General features: G+C 36.5%; 17 protein-coding genes and 1 tRNA gene. 7 read left to right on the top strand and 11 right to left on the bottom strand.

Annotated features, from left to right (window positions below; genetic code table 11):
• Positions 1-28: 28 nt before the first annotated feature.
• On the top strand, positions 29-796 hold the full coding sequence (locus H3T96_RS11515; RefSeq protein WP_144092770.1) for a transporter substrate-binding domain-containing protein: 768 nt from the start codon (positions 29-31) through the stop codon (positions 794-796).
• A gap of 157 nt (positions 797-953) precedes the next feature.
• Positions 954-1,601, top strand: a complete 648-nt coding sequence (locus tag H3T96_RS11510; protein WP_186279277.1) for a DUF421 domain-containing protein — start codon at positions 954-956, stop codon at positions 1,599-1,601.
• 79 nt (positions 1,602-1,680) lie between these two features.
• Here the strand turns inward: H3T96_RS11510 and ispE are convergent, their stop codons facing one another.
• Positions 1,681-2,520 (bottom strand): 4-(cytidine 5'-diphospho)-2-C-methyl-D-erythritol kinase, encoded by an 840-nt coding sequence (gene ispE / locus H3T96_RS11505; protein WP_198248654.1) that lies wholly within the window; start codon positions 2,518-2,520, stop codon positions 1,681-1,683.
• A 12-nt stretch (positions 2,521-2,532) separates the two neighbouring features.
• The gene (gene lolB / locus H3T96_RS11500) at positions 2,533-3,150 is read right to left on the bottom strand and encodes a lipoprotein insertase outer membrane protein LolB (protein WP_065736971.1); all 618 of its coding nucleotides are present in this window, start codon (positions 3,148-3,150) and stop codon (positions 2,533-2,535) included.
• A gap of 172 nt (positions 3,151-3,322) precedes the next feature.
• Here lolB and hemA point away from each other — a divergent pair, with 172 nt between their 5' ends.
• The 3 genes from hemA (at position 3,323) to H3T96_RS11485 (ending at position 5,253) form a co-directional block, all read left to right on the top strand.
• Entirely contained in the window at positions 3,323-4,594 is a 1,272-nt protein-coding gene (hemA, locus tag H3T96_RS11495; RefSeq protein ID WP_086327516.1) for a glutamyl-tRNA reductase, read from the top strand.
• 35 nt (positions 4,595-4,629) lie between these two features.
• Entirely contained in the window at positions 4,630-4,881 is a 252-nt protein-coding gene (locus H3T96_RS11490) for a DUF1289 domain-containing protein (protein WP_144092764.1), read from the top strand.
• Positions 4,882-5,010: 129 nt separating this feature from the next.
• Positions 5,011-5,253 carry a zinc ribbon domain-containing protein gene (locus H3T96_RS11485; RefSeq protein ID WP_025315648.1) on the top strand — a complete coding sequence of 81 codons (243 nt, stop codon included), beginning with the start codon at positions 5,011-5,013 and terminating at the stop codon, positions 5,251-5,253.
• 131 nt (positions 5,254-5,384) lie between these two features.
• On the opposite strand, the gene H3T96_RS11480 is transcribed toward H3T96_RS11485, so the two are convergent.
• Positions 5,385-6,320: an esterase family protein gene (locus tag H3T96_RS11480; protein ID WP_144092762.1), complete on the bottom strand. Its 936-nt coding sequence runs from the start codon at positions 6,318-6,320 to the stop codon at positions 5,385-5,387.
• A 372-nt stretch (positions 6,321-6,692) separates the two neighbouring features.
• On the opposite strand from H3T96_RS11480, the gene H3T96_RS11475 reads away from it, so the two are divergent.
• Together H3T96_RS11475 and H3T96_RS11470 are read left to right on the top strand one after the other, a co-directional pair.
• Positions 6,693-6,779: transfer RNA gene (locus H3T96_RS11475), tRNA-Leu, on the top strand.
• A 341-nt stretch (positions 6,780-7,120) separates the two neighbouring features.
• Positions 7,121-7,297, top strand: coding sequence for a hypothetical protein (locus H3T96_RS11470; RefSeq protein WP_186279276.1), 177 nt, complete (start codon positions 7,121-7,123; stop codon positions 7,295-7,297).
• Positions 7,298-7,311: 14 nt separating this feature from the next.
• Here the strand turns inward: H3T96_RS11470 and H3T96_RS15120 are convergent, their stop codons facing one another.
• The 8 genes from H3T96_RS15120 to H3T96_RS11430 form a co-directional block, all read right to left on the bottom strand.
• Positions 7,312-7,521 (bottom strand): ogr/Delta-like zinc finger family protein, encoded by a 210-nt coding sequence (locus H3T96_RS15120; protein WP_144092760.1) that lies wholly within the window; start codon positions 7,519-7,521, stop codon positions 7,312-7,314.
• 74 nt (positions 7,522-7,595) lie between these two features.
• Positions 7,596-8,678, bottom strand: a complete 1,083-nt coding sequence (locus H3T96_RS11460; RefSeq protein ID WP_144092758.1) for a phage late control D family protein — start codon at positions 8,676-8,678, stop codon at positions 7,596-7,598.
• The gene (locus tag H3T96_RS11455; RefSeq protein WP_144092755.1) at positions 8,675-9,091 is read right to left on the bottom strand and encodes a phage tail protein; all 417 of its coding nucleotides are present in this window, start codon (positions 9,089-9,091) and stop codon (positions 8,675-8,677) included. The genes H3T96_RS11460 and H3T96_RS11455 overlap by 4 nt, the downstream gene beginning before the upstream one ends.
• 1 nt (position 9,092) lies before the next feature.
• The gene (locus H3T96_RS11450; RefSeq protein ID WP_144092753.1) at positions 9,093-12,413 is read right to left on the bottom strand and encodes a phage tail tape measure protein; all 3,321 of its coding nucleotides are present in this window, start codon (positions 12,411-12,413) and stop codon (positions 9,093-9,095) included.
• Positions 12,406-12,480 (bottom strand): GpE family phage tail protein, encoded by a 75-nt coding sequence (locus H3T96_RS14780; protein WP_232356458.1) that lies wholly within the window; start codon positions 12,478-12,480, stop codon positions 12,406-12,408. Before H3T96_RS14780 ends, H3T96_RS11450 begins: the two co-directional genes overlap by 8 nt.
• A gap of 50 nt (positions 12,481-12,530) precedes the next feature.
• Complete coding sequence (locus H3T96_RS11440) at positions 12,531-12,830, bottom strand: phage tail assembly protein (protein WP_144092751.1); 300 nt, start codon at positions 12,828-12,830, stop codon at positions 12,531-12,533.
• A 62-nt stretch (positions 12,831-12,892) separates the two neighbouring features.
• Positions 12,893-13,405: a phage major tail tube protein gene (locus tag H3T96_RS11435; RefSeq protein WP_144092749.1), complete on the bottom strand. Its 513-nt coding sequence runs from the start codon at positions 13,403-13,405 to the stop codon at positions 12,893-12,895.
• Positions 13,406-13,415: 10 nt separating this feature from the next.
• On the bottom strand, positions 13,416-14,591 hold the full coding sequence (locus H3T96_RS11430; protein ID WP_144092747.1) for a phage tail sheath protein: 1,176 nt from the start codon (positions 14,589-14,591) through the stop codon (positions 13,416-13,418).
• Between the last annotated feature and the right edge of the window lie 127 nt (positions 14,592-14,718).

The following is a 14,718-nucleotide window of genomic DNA, read 5'->3' as shown; positions in this document are numbered from 1 at the left end:
AATTTCAGAAATGAAAAGGAATAAAAAAATGAAAAAAGCGTCTGCTATTATGGCATTACTATTATTTTCAGGACTTGCACAAGCAAGAACCTACGATGAAATTATCAATTCAGGATTTTTAAAAATTGGTGTCCCCGCTGATTATGCGCCATTGGCTTTTTATAATACCCAAGAAAAATTGGTCGGTTTTGATATTGATATGGCAAAAGATTTCGCAAAACAATTAAATGTGATGCCGGTATTTTATATCACTAGTTGGCCAACCTTATCACAAGATTTAGCGGATGATAATTACGATATTGCTATGGGTGGTGTAACTTATACAAAGGATCGTGCAGAAAAATTCTTACTTTCTGATGAAATAGTGCCAAATGGTAAAGTAGCGTTAGCTGCATGCCATGTCGCATCCAATTTATCAAGTCTAGACAAAATTGATCAACCTGATGTTAAGGTGGTCGTTAATCCTGGTGGCACAAATGAAAGCTTTGTCAATGGTAATATTCATAAGGCCCAAGTGATTCGCGTAGAAAATAATTTTGATAATATCCAAGCTTTGCGTGATAAAACAGCCGACCTTATGGTAACGGATCTTATTGAAGGTCACTATTATCAATATAAAGAGCCAAATGTTTTATGTTTAGCAACTGATACCCCATTTAAAGGTACAGAAAGCTATAAAGCTTATATGGTTCAATCAGGCAACCAAAAACTTTTGAATGCAATTAATAGTTGGCTTCCTAATTCAAATAAGCAGCAATTAGCGTTAAAATGGGGCGTAAAAACTCAATTAAATTAGTTCGCTAGTAACTTATTAAATATGGCGGTTAACACTGCCATTATTATCCTAAATAATATCTGTTTTAGTTCTATTTTTGTTGGTTACCAATAGATCCATTAGGTCATTATCTCTCTTCTAAATAATGTATATTAATCTTTTTTGGAGTAATACTAAAATGAATTACTATGATTTTTTAGTCATTGCATTAAAATTGTTGGTTGTATTCATCTGTATTATTTTATTTTTGAAAATTACTGGTAAGACCTCACTATCCCAAATGTCGAGTATTGATTTTATTGGTAATATGATTTTAGGTGGAATTGCGGGAGGTATTATCTATAATCCCAAGTTGACCGTTTTTGATTTTTTGGTGGTGTTAATAATGTGGACAGCCATTATGTATACTTCCAACTATTTAAAGAAAAGAAGTCAAAATGCCAAAGCATTCATTGTTGGTAATCCGATTATTTTAATGGAAAAGGGTAAAATTAAACTAGATGCCTTTACCAGTGTTAACTTGGATTTTTCCAGCTTTGCTGTACTACTTAGAATGAAGAATATTTTTACTATTCATACTGTTGATAAAGCTATTTTGGAGCCAAATGGTCAATTAACTGTGGTTAAAAAAGGTGATAAAGATATATCCGTCCTTGTGTTAGAAAATGAAAGTCCTAATGAAGATGGGTTGAAATCGATCGACAAAGATGAAGATTGGCTAAAATCTAAATTAGCTGAGCAGGGTTATGCTAATTATGATGGATTATATTGTGTTGAATACTATGATGATCGTCTTTTTGTCATACCAAGCGAACTTGTTAATTGAGTTTTTTGTTATGGCAAATTTTTAATTAATAAACCTTAACCATTATTTTGGCTAAGGTTTTATAAAGAGTTTAACTATTTTAGTTATATAAAGGCGATTGGTTTAATGATTTAACAATAAAGCTTGGTACTTGAAAATTATTATTGAGTTTTTGCTGAATTTGTTTCGCTTCTTGTTCCGTTTTACATTGAGTGAAGATACAAGCACCTGTCCCTGTTAATCTGGTTGGGGCAAATTGAGACAGATAAGTAATAACCTTATCAACAATTGGATATCGTTTTCGAACGACATTTTCACAATCATTTTTAAACTGATCAAATGGTAAAGCTAATAAATCATCAAGATCTCGGCTTGGTGTATTACGGGTAAGTTCAGGATCATTAAACACTTTAACTGTGGAGATTTCAATATTAGGGTAGGTGACTAAATACCAATATTGTGGAATATCAACCGTTAATAACTGATCACCAATGCCTTGGGCAAAAGCTGCATGACCATAAATAAAGATAGGCACATCAGCCCCAATTTTCCGTCCTATTTCAATTAATGTTTCCGTAGTTAAATTGAGTTGCCATAATTGATTAAGTGCGACTAATACCGTTGCAGCATTTGATGACGCGCCACCCAGTCCACCGCCCATAGGGATTTTTTTATCAATAGTGATATCTACCCCCAAATCCTGACGATTTGTATAAGATTTTAACCGATTGGCAGCAATAACCATCAAGTTTTTATCTTCAGGTACATTAACAAACTCGGTCAGTAAATGGATCTGGTTATCCTGACGTACTTTAAATGTTACAATGTCACAATAATCAATGAACTGAAATAAGGTTTGTAAATTGTGATAATTGTCAGCACGACGCCCAGTTATATAGAGAAATAAATTTAATTTTGCTGGTGAATACCACTGTTTCATTATGACTTCCTGTTATTGCAAAATCCAGTTACTGATCTTTAAACGAATATTTTCACCATCATGATTTAACTCTATGATTGCAGGTAAATCTATTTTTTGGTTTTTATAGGTATAAGTTGAATAACTAGGAATTTTTAAGTTCCATTTGTTATTGTTTTGCATAAATTCAGTTGATACTAATCTGCCAGAATTGTCTAATTTATCATTAATATTGTTAGAATAACCTTTTAACCAATTATGGAGAGAGTTAAAAGGAATATTAACATTCGATACTTTCTTCATTAAGTTCTCAATATTGGTGTCACTATAACGGTTACCATTTTTATTAATGAGTTCGGCAAAATCAGGCTCCGATTTTAACGTTAATATATTTGTTCCGACTGGAGTAGTTAACTTAACTTCAAAATGGTTAACGGATTGTTGGGTAATTAAAAATCGCCCGTAGTTACGAGTTTTTTCACTTATTTGGGCAATACTGCCATTAACACGAAAGGTATTTATCTGTTCAAGAGTTTGTTGATGAGTCTTCCATTGTTGTTCAATTGATGCAATATCTTTAGGTTTAGTGATCTGGCAAGCCGTGATAATAAAAGGTAAAACTAGGATAAAAGCATATTTAATTTTAGACATGAATTATCTCTTGTAGTTGAACGTTTGAATTATTTTATTATAACTGATAATACAACAATAAGAAAAAGTAACTGTAAATTAACGTTTGATATTTTTTTATGTATAATGTTATGCCAAGGACGCTTCATAATACAGCTTTTGATTAAAATAAAATTCAAGAAGAAACAATGCAATGTCAATTACAATATTAGGTGTTAATCATAAGACGGCTCCATTAGCATTAAGAGAAAAAATTGCTTTTCCTAACGAAACAGTAGATAAAGCACTGTATAGCCTTTACCAACATCCTCTAATTGAGGGATGTGTAATACTATCAACCTGTAATCGAACCGAAATATATCTAAATTATGAACATCAAACAGATTATATTAGATTAAAAGGATTTGTTGAAAATTGGTTAGGTCAGTTTCACAATGTTGATCTTGAGCAATACAAAAACTCCCTTTACTGGTATGAAGGTCAACAAGCTGTTGAACATTTAATGGCTGTAGCAAGTGGTTTGGATTCGATGATTATTGGTGAACCACAGATCTTGGGGCAAGTGAAAGTTGCCTATACAATTGCACAAAAAAATCAGTGTTTGTCGGTGACATTAGAAAAACTCTTTCAAAATATTTTCCATGTAGCAAAACTTGTGCGCAGTCAAACTGATATTGGCTCTAATACGGCTTCAGTTGCTTATGCTGCTTGTCTTGTTGCGCGTAAGTTGTTTACCGACACATCCAAATTAAATGTCATGTTAGTAGGAGCAGGGGAGACAATAGAACTGATTTCTCGTTATTTAAAACCTCATGGGTTTAATCATGTTCTTGTTGCTAATCGTACACGTGATAAAGCATTAAAATTAGCTTCCCTTATTGATGCTGAAATTATTTCTCTACCTGATATAGCTCATCGCCTTAAAGAGGTCGATATCGTTATCAGTTCTACTGCAAGCCCATTACCAATTATTGGAAAAGGAATGGTCGAACGCACCTTGCAGGCAAGAAATCATCAGCAGATGTTATTTATTGATTTAGCGGTTCCCCGTGATGTAGAACAAGAAATTAACGAACTTGATAATGTACATTTATATACGATTGATGATCTTCAAAAAACGGTTGAAAATAATTTAGAACAACGCGCCATGGCAGCTCAAAAAGCACAATATATAATTCAGGAACAAGCTGAGCAATTTATCGACTGGCTTAAAGCTCGTTACGCCGTTGACTATGTTAAACAGTATCGCAGTAATGCACAAAGCATTAAACGCGAATTAGAGATCAAAGCGTTAAATGCTATTAAGCAAGGCGCAAATGTTGATGAAGTCTTTGCTGAGTTTTCTCATCGATTAACAAATAAATTAATCCATGCGCCAACCCAAACTTTACTTAATGCAGCAACGCATGATTGTGAAGACTGTTTTAAAGTGTTAAGCAAAGGATTAGGTTTGAAAAGTCATTAATGAGATTTTGATATGTAAAAAGGGAATAGAACTGCTTGGATCAACTTGAATTTTTTGAAATACCCTCTCCTTGTAAACGCGTTTGTGAAACCGATAAACAAGGTTATTGTATTAAATGCTTTCGTTCTAGGACAGAACGATTTAATTGGTTAAGTTTTTCCGATACTCAAAAGCAAGAAGTGCTTCGCTTATGTAAGCAAAGGGCGTTAAAACGTCGTTATCTATTATTGCAACAGCAACAACAAAAGATCCAAGATACAACCTTGCAAAATGAACTCAATTTTTAAATCCTGACCTTGTTATCTATTTTACAATGGGATAACTTGTAATCTATAACAACTCGGAGTAGCATTTTTCAAACAAGCAATTATTGCAAATAATGAGTCACCATTGTTAATTAAATCGAGATCTCAGCTATGAAAATGTGTATTGCATGTGGCATGCCAATGACTTCACTTGGTGATTATCCTTTGCATGACATGTCTAAAAATTACTGTAAACATTGTGCTCACAATGATGGCACAATGAAAACATTTGATGAGAAATGGCAAGAAGTTGCTCTGCGTTATGCTAATAATCATCATATCGATTATTCAATAGCTAAACATACTGCATATGTAATACTAAAAAAATTACCTGCTTGGAAACGAAAGTGGTAAAAAAAAGTATTTATTTTTACTCTAGAGAATGTTTATTGATTAAATCTAAGAATATTAGCTAAATAAGCAGAGTTGTCTGCTTATTTAGTAATCCCATATAAAATAAAACTTACTTGAAACTTAAACAAATCTTAATCAATAAATCTAAAATCTTGCAGTCTTTGACTAACAAAGAGCAGCATATCATCAAATCCAGAAGTCCAATATGACCAATCATGACCACCATTGCGAGCAATAAAGGTATAGTTAATATTGTTTTTCTTGAAATTCATACTTAATAGTGTATTGCCAATAAGAAAATCATCTTTAGAACCGCAATCAAGATAAAAATAGCCCTCAGACTCCAATTTATTCGATGTAGTATTTAAAATATCATATTTATCATAAAATTTATTATTTACTCTGCTTTCGCCTACAAGGTTTAAACCGAATGCTTTGCCATAGCGTCGATTGTATACATTCATATCCATTGAAATTATATCTTCTTTGGTTCTAAACGCCCCGCTTAAGGCTACCGTCGCCTTAAAAAGGCCGGGATATTGTAAACTATAATAAACAGCGCCAAATCCGCCCATTGAAAGTCCACCAATGGCTCTAAATTTGGGTAAATTATTTACCCTGTAGCTTTTTTCAATTTGAGGCATGAATTCTTTGATAAACATATCCTCATAAAGATACTGGTCATCCGCATCATTCATATAATAGGTATTATTTTCAAAAGACCCATTTCTAGTAGCATCAGGCGTGACAACAATCATGGACGTTATCTTTCCAGAATTGATTAAATTATCCAAATGAGCTTGTAAATTACCCTGAGTATAAGGATCGGTATGAATACCATCCGCACCGCCATGTAAAAAATAAAAAATAGGGTATGTTCTATTAGAACTATGATAATCTGGAGGCAAATATACCGTATAATGGACATCGTTACCTAATATTTGACTTTTTATCGTTTTACTAGAATCAACAATACCCTGTGATGAAAAACAATTTGTAACATATAAAACGGATAAGACGCTTACTAAAAAGATATTTTTTAAAAAACTACAAAGGTTGTATTTCATAGGATAATTCTCCTTTTTGATTAACAGATTGAGCAATCATATACCGCTGATAATCATTGTTAGGCAATTAAGATTGAATTTTTTGAACTCTGTCACATTATTATTAACCTATAGCAATTTCAGATGGAATTATGGAATCCGATTGAAGATAATTTGTATGGCATAATTAAATATACAAAATCTGTTATTCAAAATATTAATATTGCTATGTAGCTATCAGTTATATCGACATATCTATACTATTAAACCTAAAGGATATAAATGCTGACATTAGTTGGATTTTTAGGCAAACAAAGCACTTTATGATAATAATTGTTGCAGATATCACAAAGCTTAGTATAATGCCCACGTTTACTTATTTACACTTCTAATGCCAGTGTGGCGAAATTGGTAGACGCAGCGGATTCAAAATCCGCCGCCCTTAAAAGCGTGTCGGTTCGAGTCCGACCACTGGCACCAAATAAATCAATAATTTACAGACAAATTTCTTTCTAATAAAATATTTAATAATCACTAAGTGGCGGTAAAATGGCGGTTGATTTTTTATTAAAACGCCTAGACTTTTATTATAATGATATATACCCCTCCCCACATTGTAGTGCATTTAATTAATGCATCATAATCTTTTCGTCACCTGTTCATGCGATCCGTTTAACAATTATTTTCGTTTTTTTTAAAATTAACACGGTTTTATATATATTTAAATAAAACAGGTATTTGCGATAAAAAAACTAAAAAAATTTATTGAAAATAAAGCAACTAACAAATATACTGTATAAATAAACAGTGCGAGGGCGAGAATGGATGAGTTAACAATAAATGATATTAAAATAGAACGCGCAGAATTTATCAGTAGATTAATGATTGATGCTGAGTTGTCAGAACGAGATCTAAAGATAGGCTTGTGTTTACTGCATGAAATATTATTAACGTCAATGAATACTCAGAATGAGAGTGTAACAGGTAGTGGGGCATAGCCCCATAGCCCATTTTATGCCGCGTGGCTTTTTGACGATAACGGGATTTTAACTGTTGGATCTGGGATGGCGCTGGGAACTATTGTTAGTGAAACTGATTGCAATACAACAAACGAATGACAACAGTAAATATTAGTGCATTGTCGATATTGTTTGCGCGTAATGGGGCTGAGTTCCTCGCTGGTTCGGATAGTTGTTTTTGATTTGCAATGCGGACATTTCATGGGTTACCTCTTTAGTTGTTGAACTGAACTAAATTAAACAGAATTTTAACATAACTTTCTTTTTAATCAAAAAGTTATTTATCTTCCTGTTCTTCTAATGGTATTTCATCATTTTGTAGTTTTATTTCCAACTCTACGAATGTACTGTATCCAGTAGCACTATTTAGCGTGTGAGTGCATCTGGTTATTGTCCACAGGGTGGAGTCAATCTCTTTTTTAAATCCTGTAACTGCTACGGGCATCTCTGGGTACATATCTGGACGACCCTCGGCTAAATTAATGCTAAATTGTGATGCTCCCCGCTGTAATTTTTCCCATTCATTACGCGCGGCGCGGTATGCATTTTGTTTGCTAGCGTATGTATGCCGTAATATCTTTACGTTGCCGTCTGCGCCGACCAAGACGCCATTGTCAGTTTGTTTATTTTGGTTTTGTGCTTTATTTTTCGGTTTTCTTGTGGTTTTTGCTTGTTGTTTTTTTTGTTGCCTATAATCAATCCAATACGCTTTTACACCTGTATATGCTTTGCGATCAGCGATGGCAAACCGATGCTGATCGCCAAGCTTTCTGGTAATTGTTGCCGTTGGGATATCGTGCCCATTTACTGTTTTTGCAATGCCTTTTTTGAAAACTATTAGCATTCCATTTTTTAATGTTGCGGCGGCGTTTAGATCATTACAGATGCGAGTTAAAAATGATGCGTCAGATTCATTTGTTTGATCTAAATGTGTAATACTTTCATCGCCTAAACTTTTATCGATTCGATAGTCTAGATTATGACGTTTTGCTATCTCAGCAACAATTGCGCGCAATGTAGTGCTATCATAGCTTTTCTCGCGTTTTTCATTTAGAGAGTCGCGGAGATTGGCACTTTTACCTCTGATTGATAACACGTCTGGAGCGCCTGTGTGCTCACACTCATCAATTGTAAAAATATTTTGCAATATCACATTATCATTAAACCAGCCAAGCGAGACGCTGATTTCAATTCCTCTTTTGGGTAGTTGGAGCGCACCATCACTATCATCTAATTCGATTGAGATCGAATCAGCGTCTAGTCCGCGGTTTTCCGTTATTTGCATTGATATCAAACGTTTGTCAAAATTAGAGGTTATATCTTTATTATTAATGCTAATTGTATACGCAGGTTGTTTCATATCATCCCTATTATGTCAGCAAACGGTAACCAGTCTGGCGGGTCAACTTTGGTTAATGAGATGGTAAACTCAATTTTACGAGGAGCACCATCCTTAAAAAATTCTGTTTTAGTTTTTTTTAGATTTGTCATCACAAAAAAACCAAGTGGAACGCCGGTCCCATCAATCAATGGCCACGAATAACCTAAATCAGCCATTCTCTCAAGCCATGCTAAACTTAGCCGACCTCCCGTCAGTTCTGGATATAAAACACCTGATAGCGTGATAGTTTCGTTGTCTATGCCGATAAACTGCAATGATGAACGGTGATTAACGCGAGAGTTGGCAGGGTAACGCCAGTCTTTATTTTCCTCGAAAACTTGGTAAGGTATTGTTTTTAAGCTGAAAACAAATAAGCCATAACACATCATCATATTAATCGATATCCCTTAAACTGTTTCTAAATTGTGCCGAATTGTTACGATCTCGGCGGTCAAGCTCTTTGATAACACAGCGCGCAATTTCTTGTTCATTCATGCCAGGTGAGGCATTGATGGTGATGTAATATTGTGACGCATTAGACGTTTGCCCCAGTGGCACGCGCTTATCGATAATGGCATCTCGTGGAATCGAATCAATCTTATTTGCAAATTTCCCTAATACTTTTGTCGCTGTAGGCTGAGTGCGATTAACACCCTTGATATAACCGTCAACTGTGTGGTCGCCAAATTTGGCAAATACTCTCGATGGTGAGTGGATATCTAATGATTTTTTAAATTGATTGCTAATCCCGTTACCAAACTGATGTATAAATTGCAATGCGTTTGATTGTTTATTTTCAATGCCTCGGACGTAACCATCCACTGTGTATACCCCGAATTTAGCAAATACACGGGATGGTGAATGAATATCTAATGATTTTTTAAATTGATTGCTGACATTATTGCCCAGTTTATTGACAGTTTTCACGGCGCTGGGATGGCGGCGTTTAATTCCACTTGTATAACCATCAACTGTAAATACTCCCAGTTGAGCGGTAGGGGATGCGTTCAGTGATGCTGCAAACCAATTACCCACGCTGGCACCGAACCCGCTAACAGTATTCTTTGTTTGAGACCACTTATCCAAAATACCATCTTTTAGATTATCAGCGATACTTTGTCCCTTTTTCTTCCATTCTGCGACAATTCCATCTTCTCCGACCAATTTCTCTTTGAGCTCTTTAATTGTTTTCCCTATTCTTTCTGGAGTGCCGACGATGTAATCAACAATTTCTTTTATTTTCAAAAATAAACTTTTGAATTTTAATAGTACCCATCGAACAGCCCCGCCTACCGTGCGGCCAAACGATACCCCGGCATCTTTGGCGGCATTTAGTTCTTTTTTTGTTGATTTAACTGGAGTAAATAAATCTTTGAACCATTTTGTTATTTCATCGATTATTTCACCCAACCAATTAAACGTATCGCCAACAGCTTTGATAATCGGGTTGAGAAACGAAAATTCTTCTCTAACCGGCGTCAATTCCTCTTTCAGGCCCTCCCAAAACCCAGAAAAAAATGCTGCTAATGGCTGCCAATATTTATAAATAATGAGACCAACTAACGCGATAGCGCCTAAAATCCAACCGATAGGCCCCAGAACAATAAACAGTGCCCTAAATGCAACAGATATAACGCCGGGGATGCGAGAGAATGAAAATAATGTCCGTCCTAACCCCAAAAACGCGCTACCAAGTGATCTAATTGGCGAACCTGCAAATAAAATAAATCCTCGTCCTAAGCTGGCAAACGATTTTACTGGCGATCGAGCTACAGTAATTAATGATTTTCCAATGCCTCCAATCCCTTTTTTTAATGATTTTATTGGAGAGCGCATGAAATTTAATAACGTGTTGCCTGCGCCGTTAAATGTTCCGCCAAAATTTTTTTGTGCTTTAGATGTTTTTGCTAATGAACGACCTAAGGATTTGATTGCGGCGCTGGTTCTTTTGAATGGAGGGCCAACAAATGATAACATCGTTCTGATTAATGATCTGAATCCACCGCGAGCAACTTTTGTTTTTATAAATAACCCCCCAAACTCTAAGCCCAGCCGGGATAATAAAAACCGCGTCATTAACATTGGCCCGAACGTTGTCATCAAAACCAGCGCAAACGCACCAAAAGCAGCGCTGACAACGGCGATCCCAGTACCAAGCATAACAATAGCTTTTGAAAGCGCCGGATGTTTTTTAAGAAACTCTCCAATCTTATGCAATACGTGAGTTAACTTGCGCACAGCATCACGTAACCATTCGTTATTGTTTTCAAATAATTCTACGCTAATATTCTCAAATGCTGCGTGGAGCATTGTCATATCGCCGGCAAGGTTATCTAATTTTGTTTTTGCTACTCTTGCGGCCTCTCCATCATATTGCCCCGGCTCCCCGCGCATGGTTCTTAAGTAGCCGATTACGGCTTGGTTTAGTAAAACTTCAAACCCGGTTAACCCGATTTGACCTGCTATTTGTTTATTTATTTTTGCGCGTTGCACGTTACCCATATGTTTGGTTGCGGCGGCGATCTCTGACATAATGTCAATAACATCGCGCATATTACCGTTTTTATCAGCGACTTTAACGCCTAATTTCGCAACTGCGTTTGATGTTCCTAACCTGACCAAAATTTGGCGAAGTGTTGTACCGGATTGGCTCCCCTGTATGCCGGCATTCCCCATCACAGCCGTTAATGTTGCAATGGTTGCAAGGCTTTGACCAAATGATGCCCCGACCCCGGCTGAATATTTAAGTGACTCCCCCAGCTTAGGAATATCAACATTATTCCGAGTAAACATTGCTGTTAAAATGTCGGCGACATGATCCATCTTTTCGGCGGGTAACCCCATGGCCATTTGAATATTAGACGCAATATCTGCTGTAGTTGCTAAATCGACGTCGCCAGCGGCTGAAAGATCTAACATTCCGGGCATGGCGTTTAAAATTTGCTCTGGTGTGTACCCAGTCCTACCGAGAAAATATTGACCCTGCGCCACTTCGCTATCGGTAAACTTGGATATAAGAGGTAACTGTCTTGCTTGTTGCCGTAACGCCAGCATTTTCGGATCGTTTTTATTATCAATTCTGGTGACAGCTTGGGTGTTGCTCATGCTGGCGTCAAATTCATAACCCACATGAAGCAGGTTTTTTAATCCTCTAAACACAGTTCGTCCAGTTGATAATGAGCCATACCCAATGGCACCGAGAACTGCCGCACGTTGCATGCCAGTATCATATTTTGTTCTGATTTGATTTAGTTTTGATTGGCGTTGATTTAACTGTTGCAACCGCTCGGACTGTTGGTTAATGCTGTGATTTGTCGCTAGAATATTGTTTTTTAAATTTATTTGATGCTGTGCTAGATTTTTAGTGCTAATCCCTGATTTTTGTAATTCTAGCCGTAATGGCGTTAATTTTTCCTTTAACCTTTTAACTTCTATTGTCGCAGCGTTAAAGGCGTTTTGTAGTGATTTCGTAGGTCGCTGCGCGTTTTTTAACTCAAGCGCTAGTGATTTAGCTTTATTTTGAGCGTCGCTAAATTGCTTTTTTAACTGAATAAATCCATTTACATTTTTTTGTGTATTGTTTAATTGATTTAGCTGATTGCGAGTGGCGGTCAATTGTTGTGCTAATTGTTTGGCGCCACTCATAGCGTTACCAAGGGGGCGACTAACTTTATCAACACCCATTAAATTTACATTTAACTGTAAGTTATTCATTCGCTCCGCTCCGTATTCGGGCTTGTTCTCGCCACTCCATTAATTCAGACAAAGTAAAATCAAACATCGCAGAGGGTTGCCAGTGGAATACCATCGCAACATCTGCGATAGCATCCTCTACGCGGCGGGGGATTCCGTCGGGGCATTCCTCGATGTCTCTGACAAAAAACTGGCAATAACTTGTGTGATTTCAGATAAATCGATTAAATCGAGATCAAAGACTTCATGCTCTGCGATTTGTGGGGTTGTAATTCTAGGCAATACTTTAGCCAGAGAATCAATATCAAGTTCGATAAAATCCAGCAATTTAACACCGCGAAGATCTCCCGTTAGTGGTTTTCGAATGGTTAACTCGCTAATAGTTGTTTTACCAGATTGAATCCCTGCTTTTAATTTGATTTTTTGTGTGTTTTGCATAACGTTACCCTCATATTTTATGACATTTATGATAGCCCTTACGGCTATATTTTAGATAGATGTTAAATACCGATTGCGCGGCGCGCCTGTTCTAAACGATCTTTACCCCCGACTTTATCTATCATGTTAATAAAATCGATTTCTGTAATTTCCTCGTTATCGATAATTTCTTTGTAATATGTGCATTGTGTAGTAATTTTCGTTGAGTTGCTTTCGCCTTGTTTTAACTCACCGCGATCATGTTCTTTGTGGCGACCATTGACGATGATTTCGACTTTTACAAAATCTTCGCTATCATCCTTTTGATATGCACCAGCAAATCGTAAAGTAACGCCATTGATTAATCCGCCATGTTTTTCGAGTACTTGGTATGCAAGACCACCGATTGACCATTCGACGGTTAACGCATCATCATCATAACCGAGATCGATTGGAGCTACACCCGGCATGCCTCCACCTCGGTAATTTTCAAGCTTTCGCGTCAGTTTCGGCGGTGTAAATGATTCTATTTCCCCGATATATGAGGTTCCGTTTACATAAACATTAAAGTATTTGAGTTTTTTTGGAAGTGCCATTTTTATATCCTTAATTAGAAGCGACTGAGTTAGCCAAATCAACCAAATATTTGTCAGTGATTCGTTGGCGTAACATGAGATTTTCAAGTGGCGGCACAGGTGTATAATCATAATCAATATATAATTTGCCTGCTTTTAGAATGTCTGGAGTATTTGCCTCAGGATCAAACCATGCTTTACCATCAATAATGTAACCATTAGATTTTAATTCACGGAATTTATTATTAATTGATTCAATTAAATCTTTAATTAAAGAAGCATGCATTGGTGCGTCAACTAATTGAAATTGTGCTTCAGCAATAGTGTCAGCTAATACTTGTGCTGTACGAGTGTAGTTTTCAAACGCAAATAATGTATCAGCAGAACAAGTACGAGAGCCCCAGAAGCGATAGCCTTGATTGCAAATTAGGGTAGTTACATCGTGTTCGTTTAAGTAATTTGAGTCAGAGCTTTCTTCTTGTAGATCCCAAAAAACATCATGAGAAATACCTGTAACGCCATTAACAGGAACATTTGATAATGTTTTATGCCAGCCCACCTTTTGATCGATTTGAGCACGTAGACCTAGCGCTCTCGCTGTTGCGGATAAGGTAACATTTTGTTTTTGAGTGGTATCAAAACCGACAAAATCAGGCCAAATTACCATTGCCTCGCGAGCACCCAATTGATCGCGATAAAGTACTGCATCTTCTTTGGTTTTAGCTCCATAAGCCGAAACATAACAAAACGCCCGCAATTTTTGAGCTAATGACACTAGCGCAGTAGCAACCGGCAAAGAGTCATAACCAGGCACGCCTAAAATACGTGGCTTTACTTTCAATTGTGTTTGAGCTGAAAGTAGGGCTTTCATGCCAGTATATTTACCATCGGCGGTTATTGAGCCGATGATATTTGCTGTAGTATCCGCATCAGTTGTGCCCGCCTCAACGCGAACAACAATAATAATTGGTGAGCATTGATCGGCGATTGCTTCTAGTGATGATTTAAGCGTTCCTGTTGAGCCAGCTTTACCAATTGCTGTATTGACGTTGGTAATCAAAACTGGCGTGTTAAGCGGAAAATGTGTCGCGTCGGCATCATCGCCAGTACAAACAATACCGATAACAGCAGTCGAAACTGTTCTGATTGCGCGTGCGCCGTCGTTGATTTCTATGACTCTGACGCCATGGTGGTAGTCATTTGGCATTTATGTTCTCCAGTAAATTTGTAAATTACAAAATATATTGGAATGGTTGCATATTGATGTTAAGTGCGTTAGTTGTTCGATTTGTGAAAATTGGATTTACAACTTGCGAAAATGAGCGGGCGCATTT

The sequence above is a fragment of the Gilliamella sp. W8136 genome (assembly GCF_016101285.1).
In the GTDB taxonomy this organism is placed as follows: Bacteria; Pseudomonadota; Gammaproteobacteria; order Enterobacterales; family Orbaceae; genus Gilliamella; species Gilliamella apicola_N.
This window is presented reverse-complemented; position numbering and strand designations above follow the sequence as displayed.

Bases quoted from the DNA above. Each gene is read 5' to 3' on its own strand.
- H3T96_RS11515 (WP_144092770.1), top strand. From the start codon at position 29: ATGAAAAAAGCGTCTGCTATTATGGCATTACTATTATTTTCAGGACTT.
- H3T96_RS11510 (WP_186279277.1), top strand. From the start codon at position 954: ATGAATTACTATGATTTTTTAGTCATTGCATTAAAATTGTTGGTTGTA.
- ispE (WP_198248654.1), bottom strand. From the start codon at position 2,520: ATGAAACAGTGGTATTCACCAGCAAAATTAAATTTATTTCTCTATATA.
- lolB (WP_065736971.1), bottom strand. From the start codon at position 3,150: ATGTCTAAAATTAAATATGCTTTTATCCTAGTTTTACCTTTTATTATC.
- hemA (WP_086327516.1), top strand. From the start codon at position 3,323: ATGTCAATTACAATATTAGGTGTTAATCATAAGACGGCTCCATTAGCA.
- H3T96_RS11485 (WP_025315648.1), top strand. From the start codon at position 5,011: ATGAAAATGTGTATTGCATGTGGCATGCCAATGACTTCACTTGGTGAT.
- H3T96_RS11480 (WP_144092762.1), bottom strand. From the start codon at position 6,320: ATGAAATACAACCTTTGTAGTTTTTTAAAAAATATCTTTTTAGTAAGC.
- H3T96_RS11470 (WP_186279276.1), top strand. From the start codon at position 7,121: ATGGATGAGTTAACAATAAATGATATTAAAATAGAACGCGCAGAATTT.
- H3T96_RS15120 (WP_144092760.1), bottom strand. From the start codon at position 7,521: ATGAAATGTCCGCATTGCAAATCAAAAACAACTATCCGAACCAGCGAG.
- H3T96_RS11460 (WP_144092758.1), bottom strand. From the start codon at position 8,678: ATGAAACAACCTGCGTATACAATTAGCATTAATAATAAAGATATAACC.
- H3T96_RS11455 (WP_144092755.1), bottom strand. From the start codon at position 9,091: ATGATGATGTGTTATGGCTTATTTGTTTTCAGCTTAAAAACAATACCT.
- H3T96_RS11450 (WP_144092753.1), bottom strand. From the start codon at position 12,413: ATGAATAACTTACAGTTAAATGTAAATTTAATGGGTGTTGATAAAGTT.
- H3T96_RS11440 (WP_144092751.1), bottom strand. From the start codon at position 12,830: ATGCAAAACACACAAAAAATCAAATTAAAAGCAGGGATTCAATCTGGT.
- H3T96_RS11435 (WP_144092749.1), bottom strand. From the start codon at position 13,405: ATGGCACTTCCAAAAAAACTCAAATACTTTAATGTTTATGTAAACGGA.
- H3T96_RS11430 (WP_144092747.1), bottom strand. From the start codon at position 14,591: ATGCCAAATGACTACCACCATGGCGTCAGAGTCATAGAAATCAACGAC.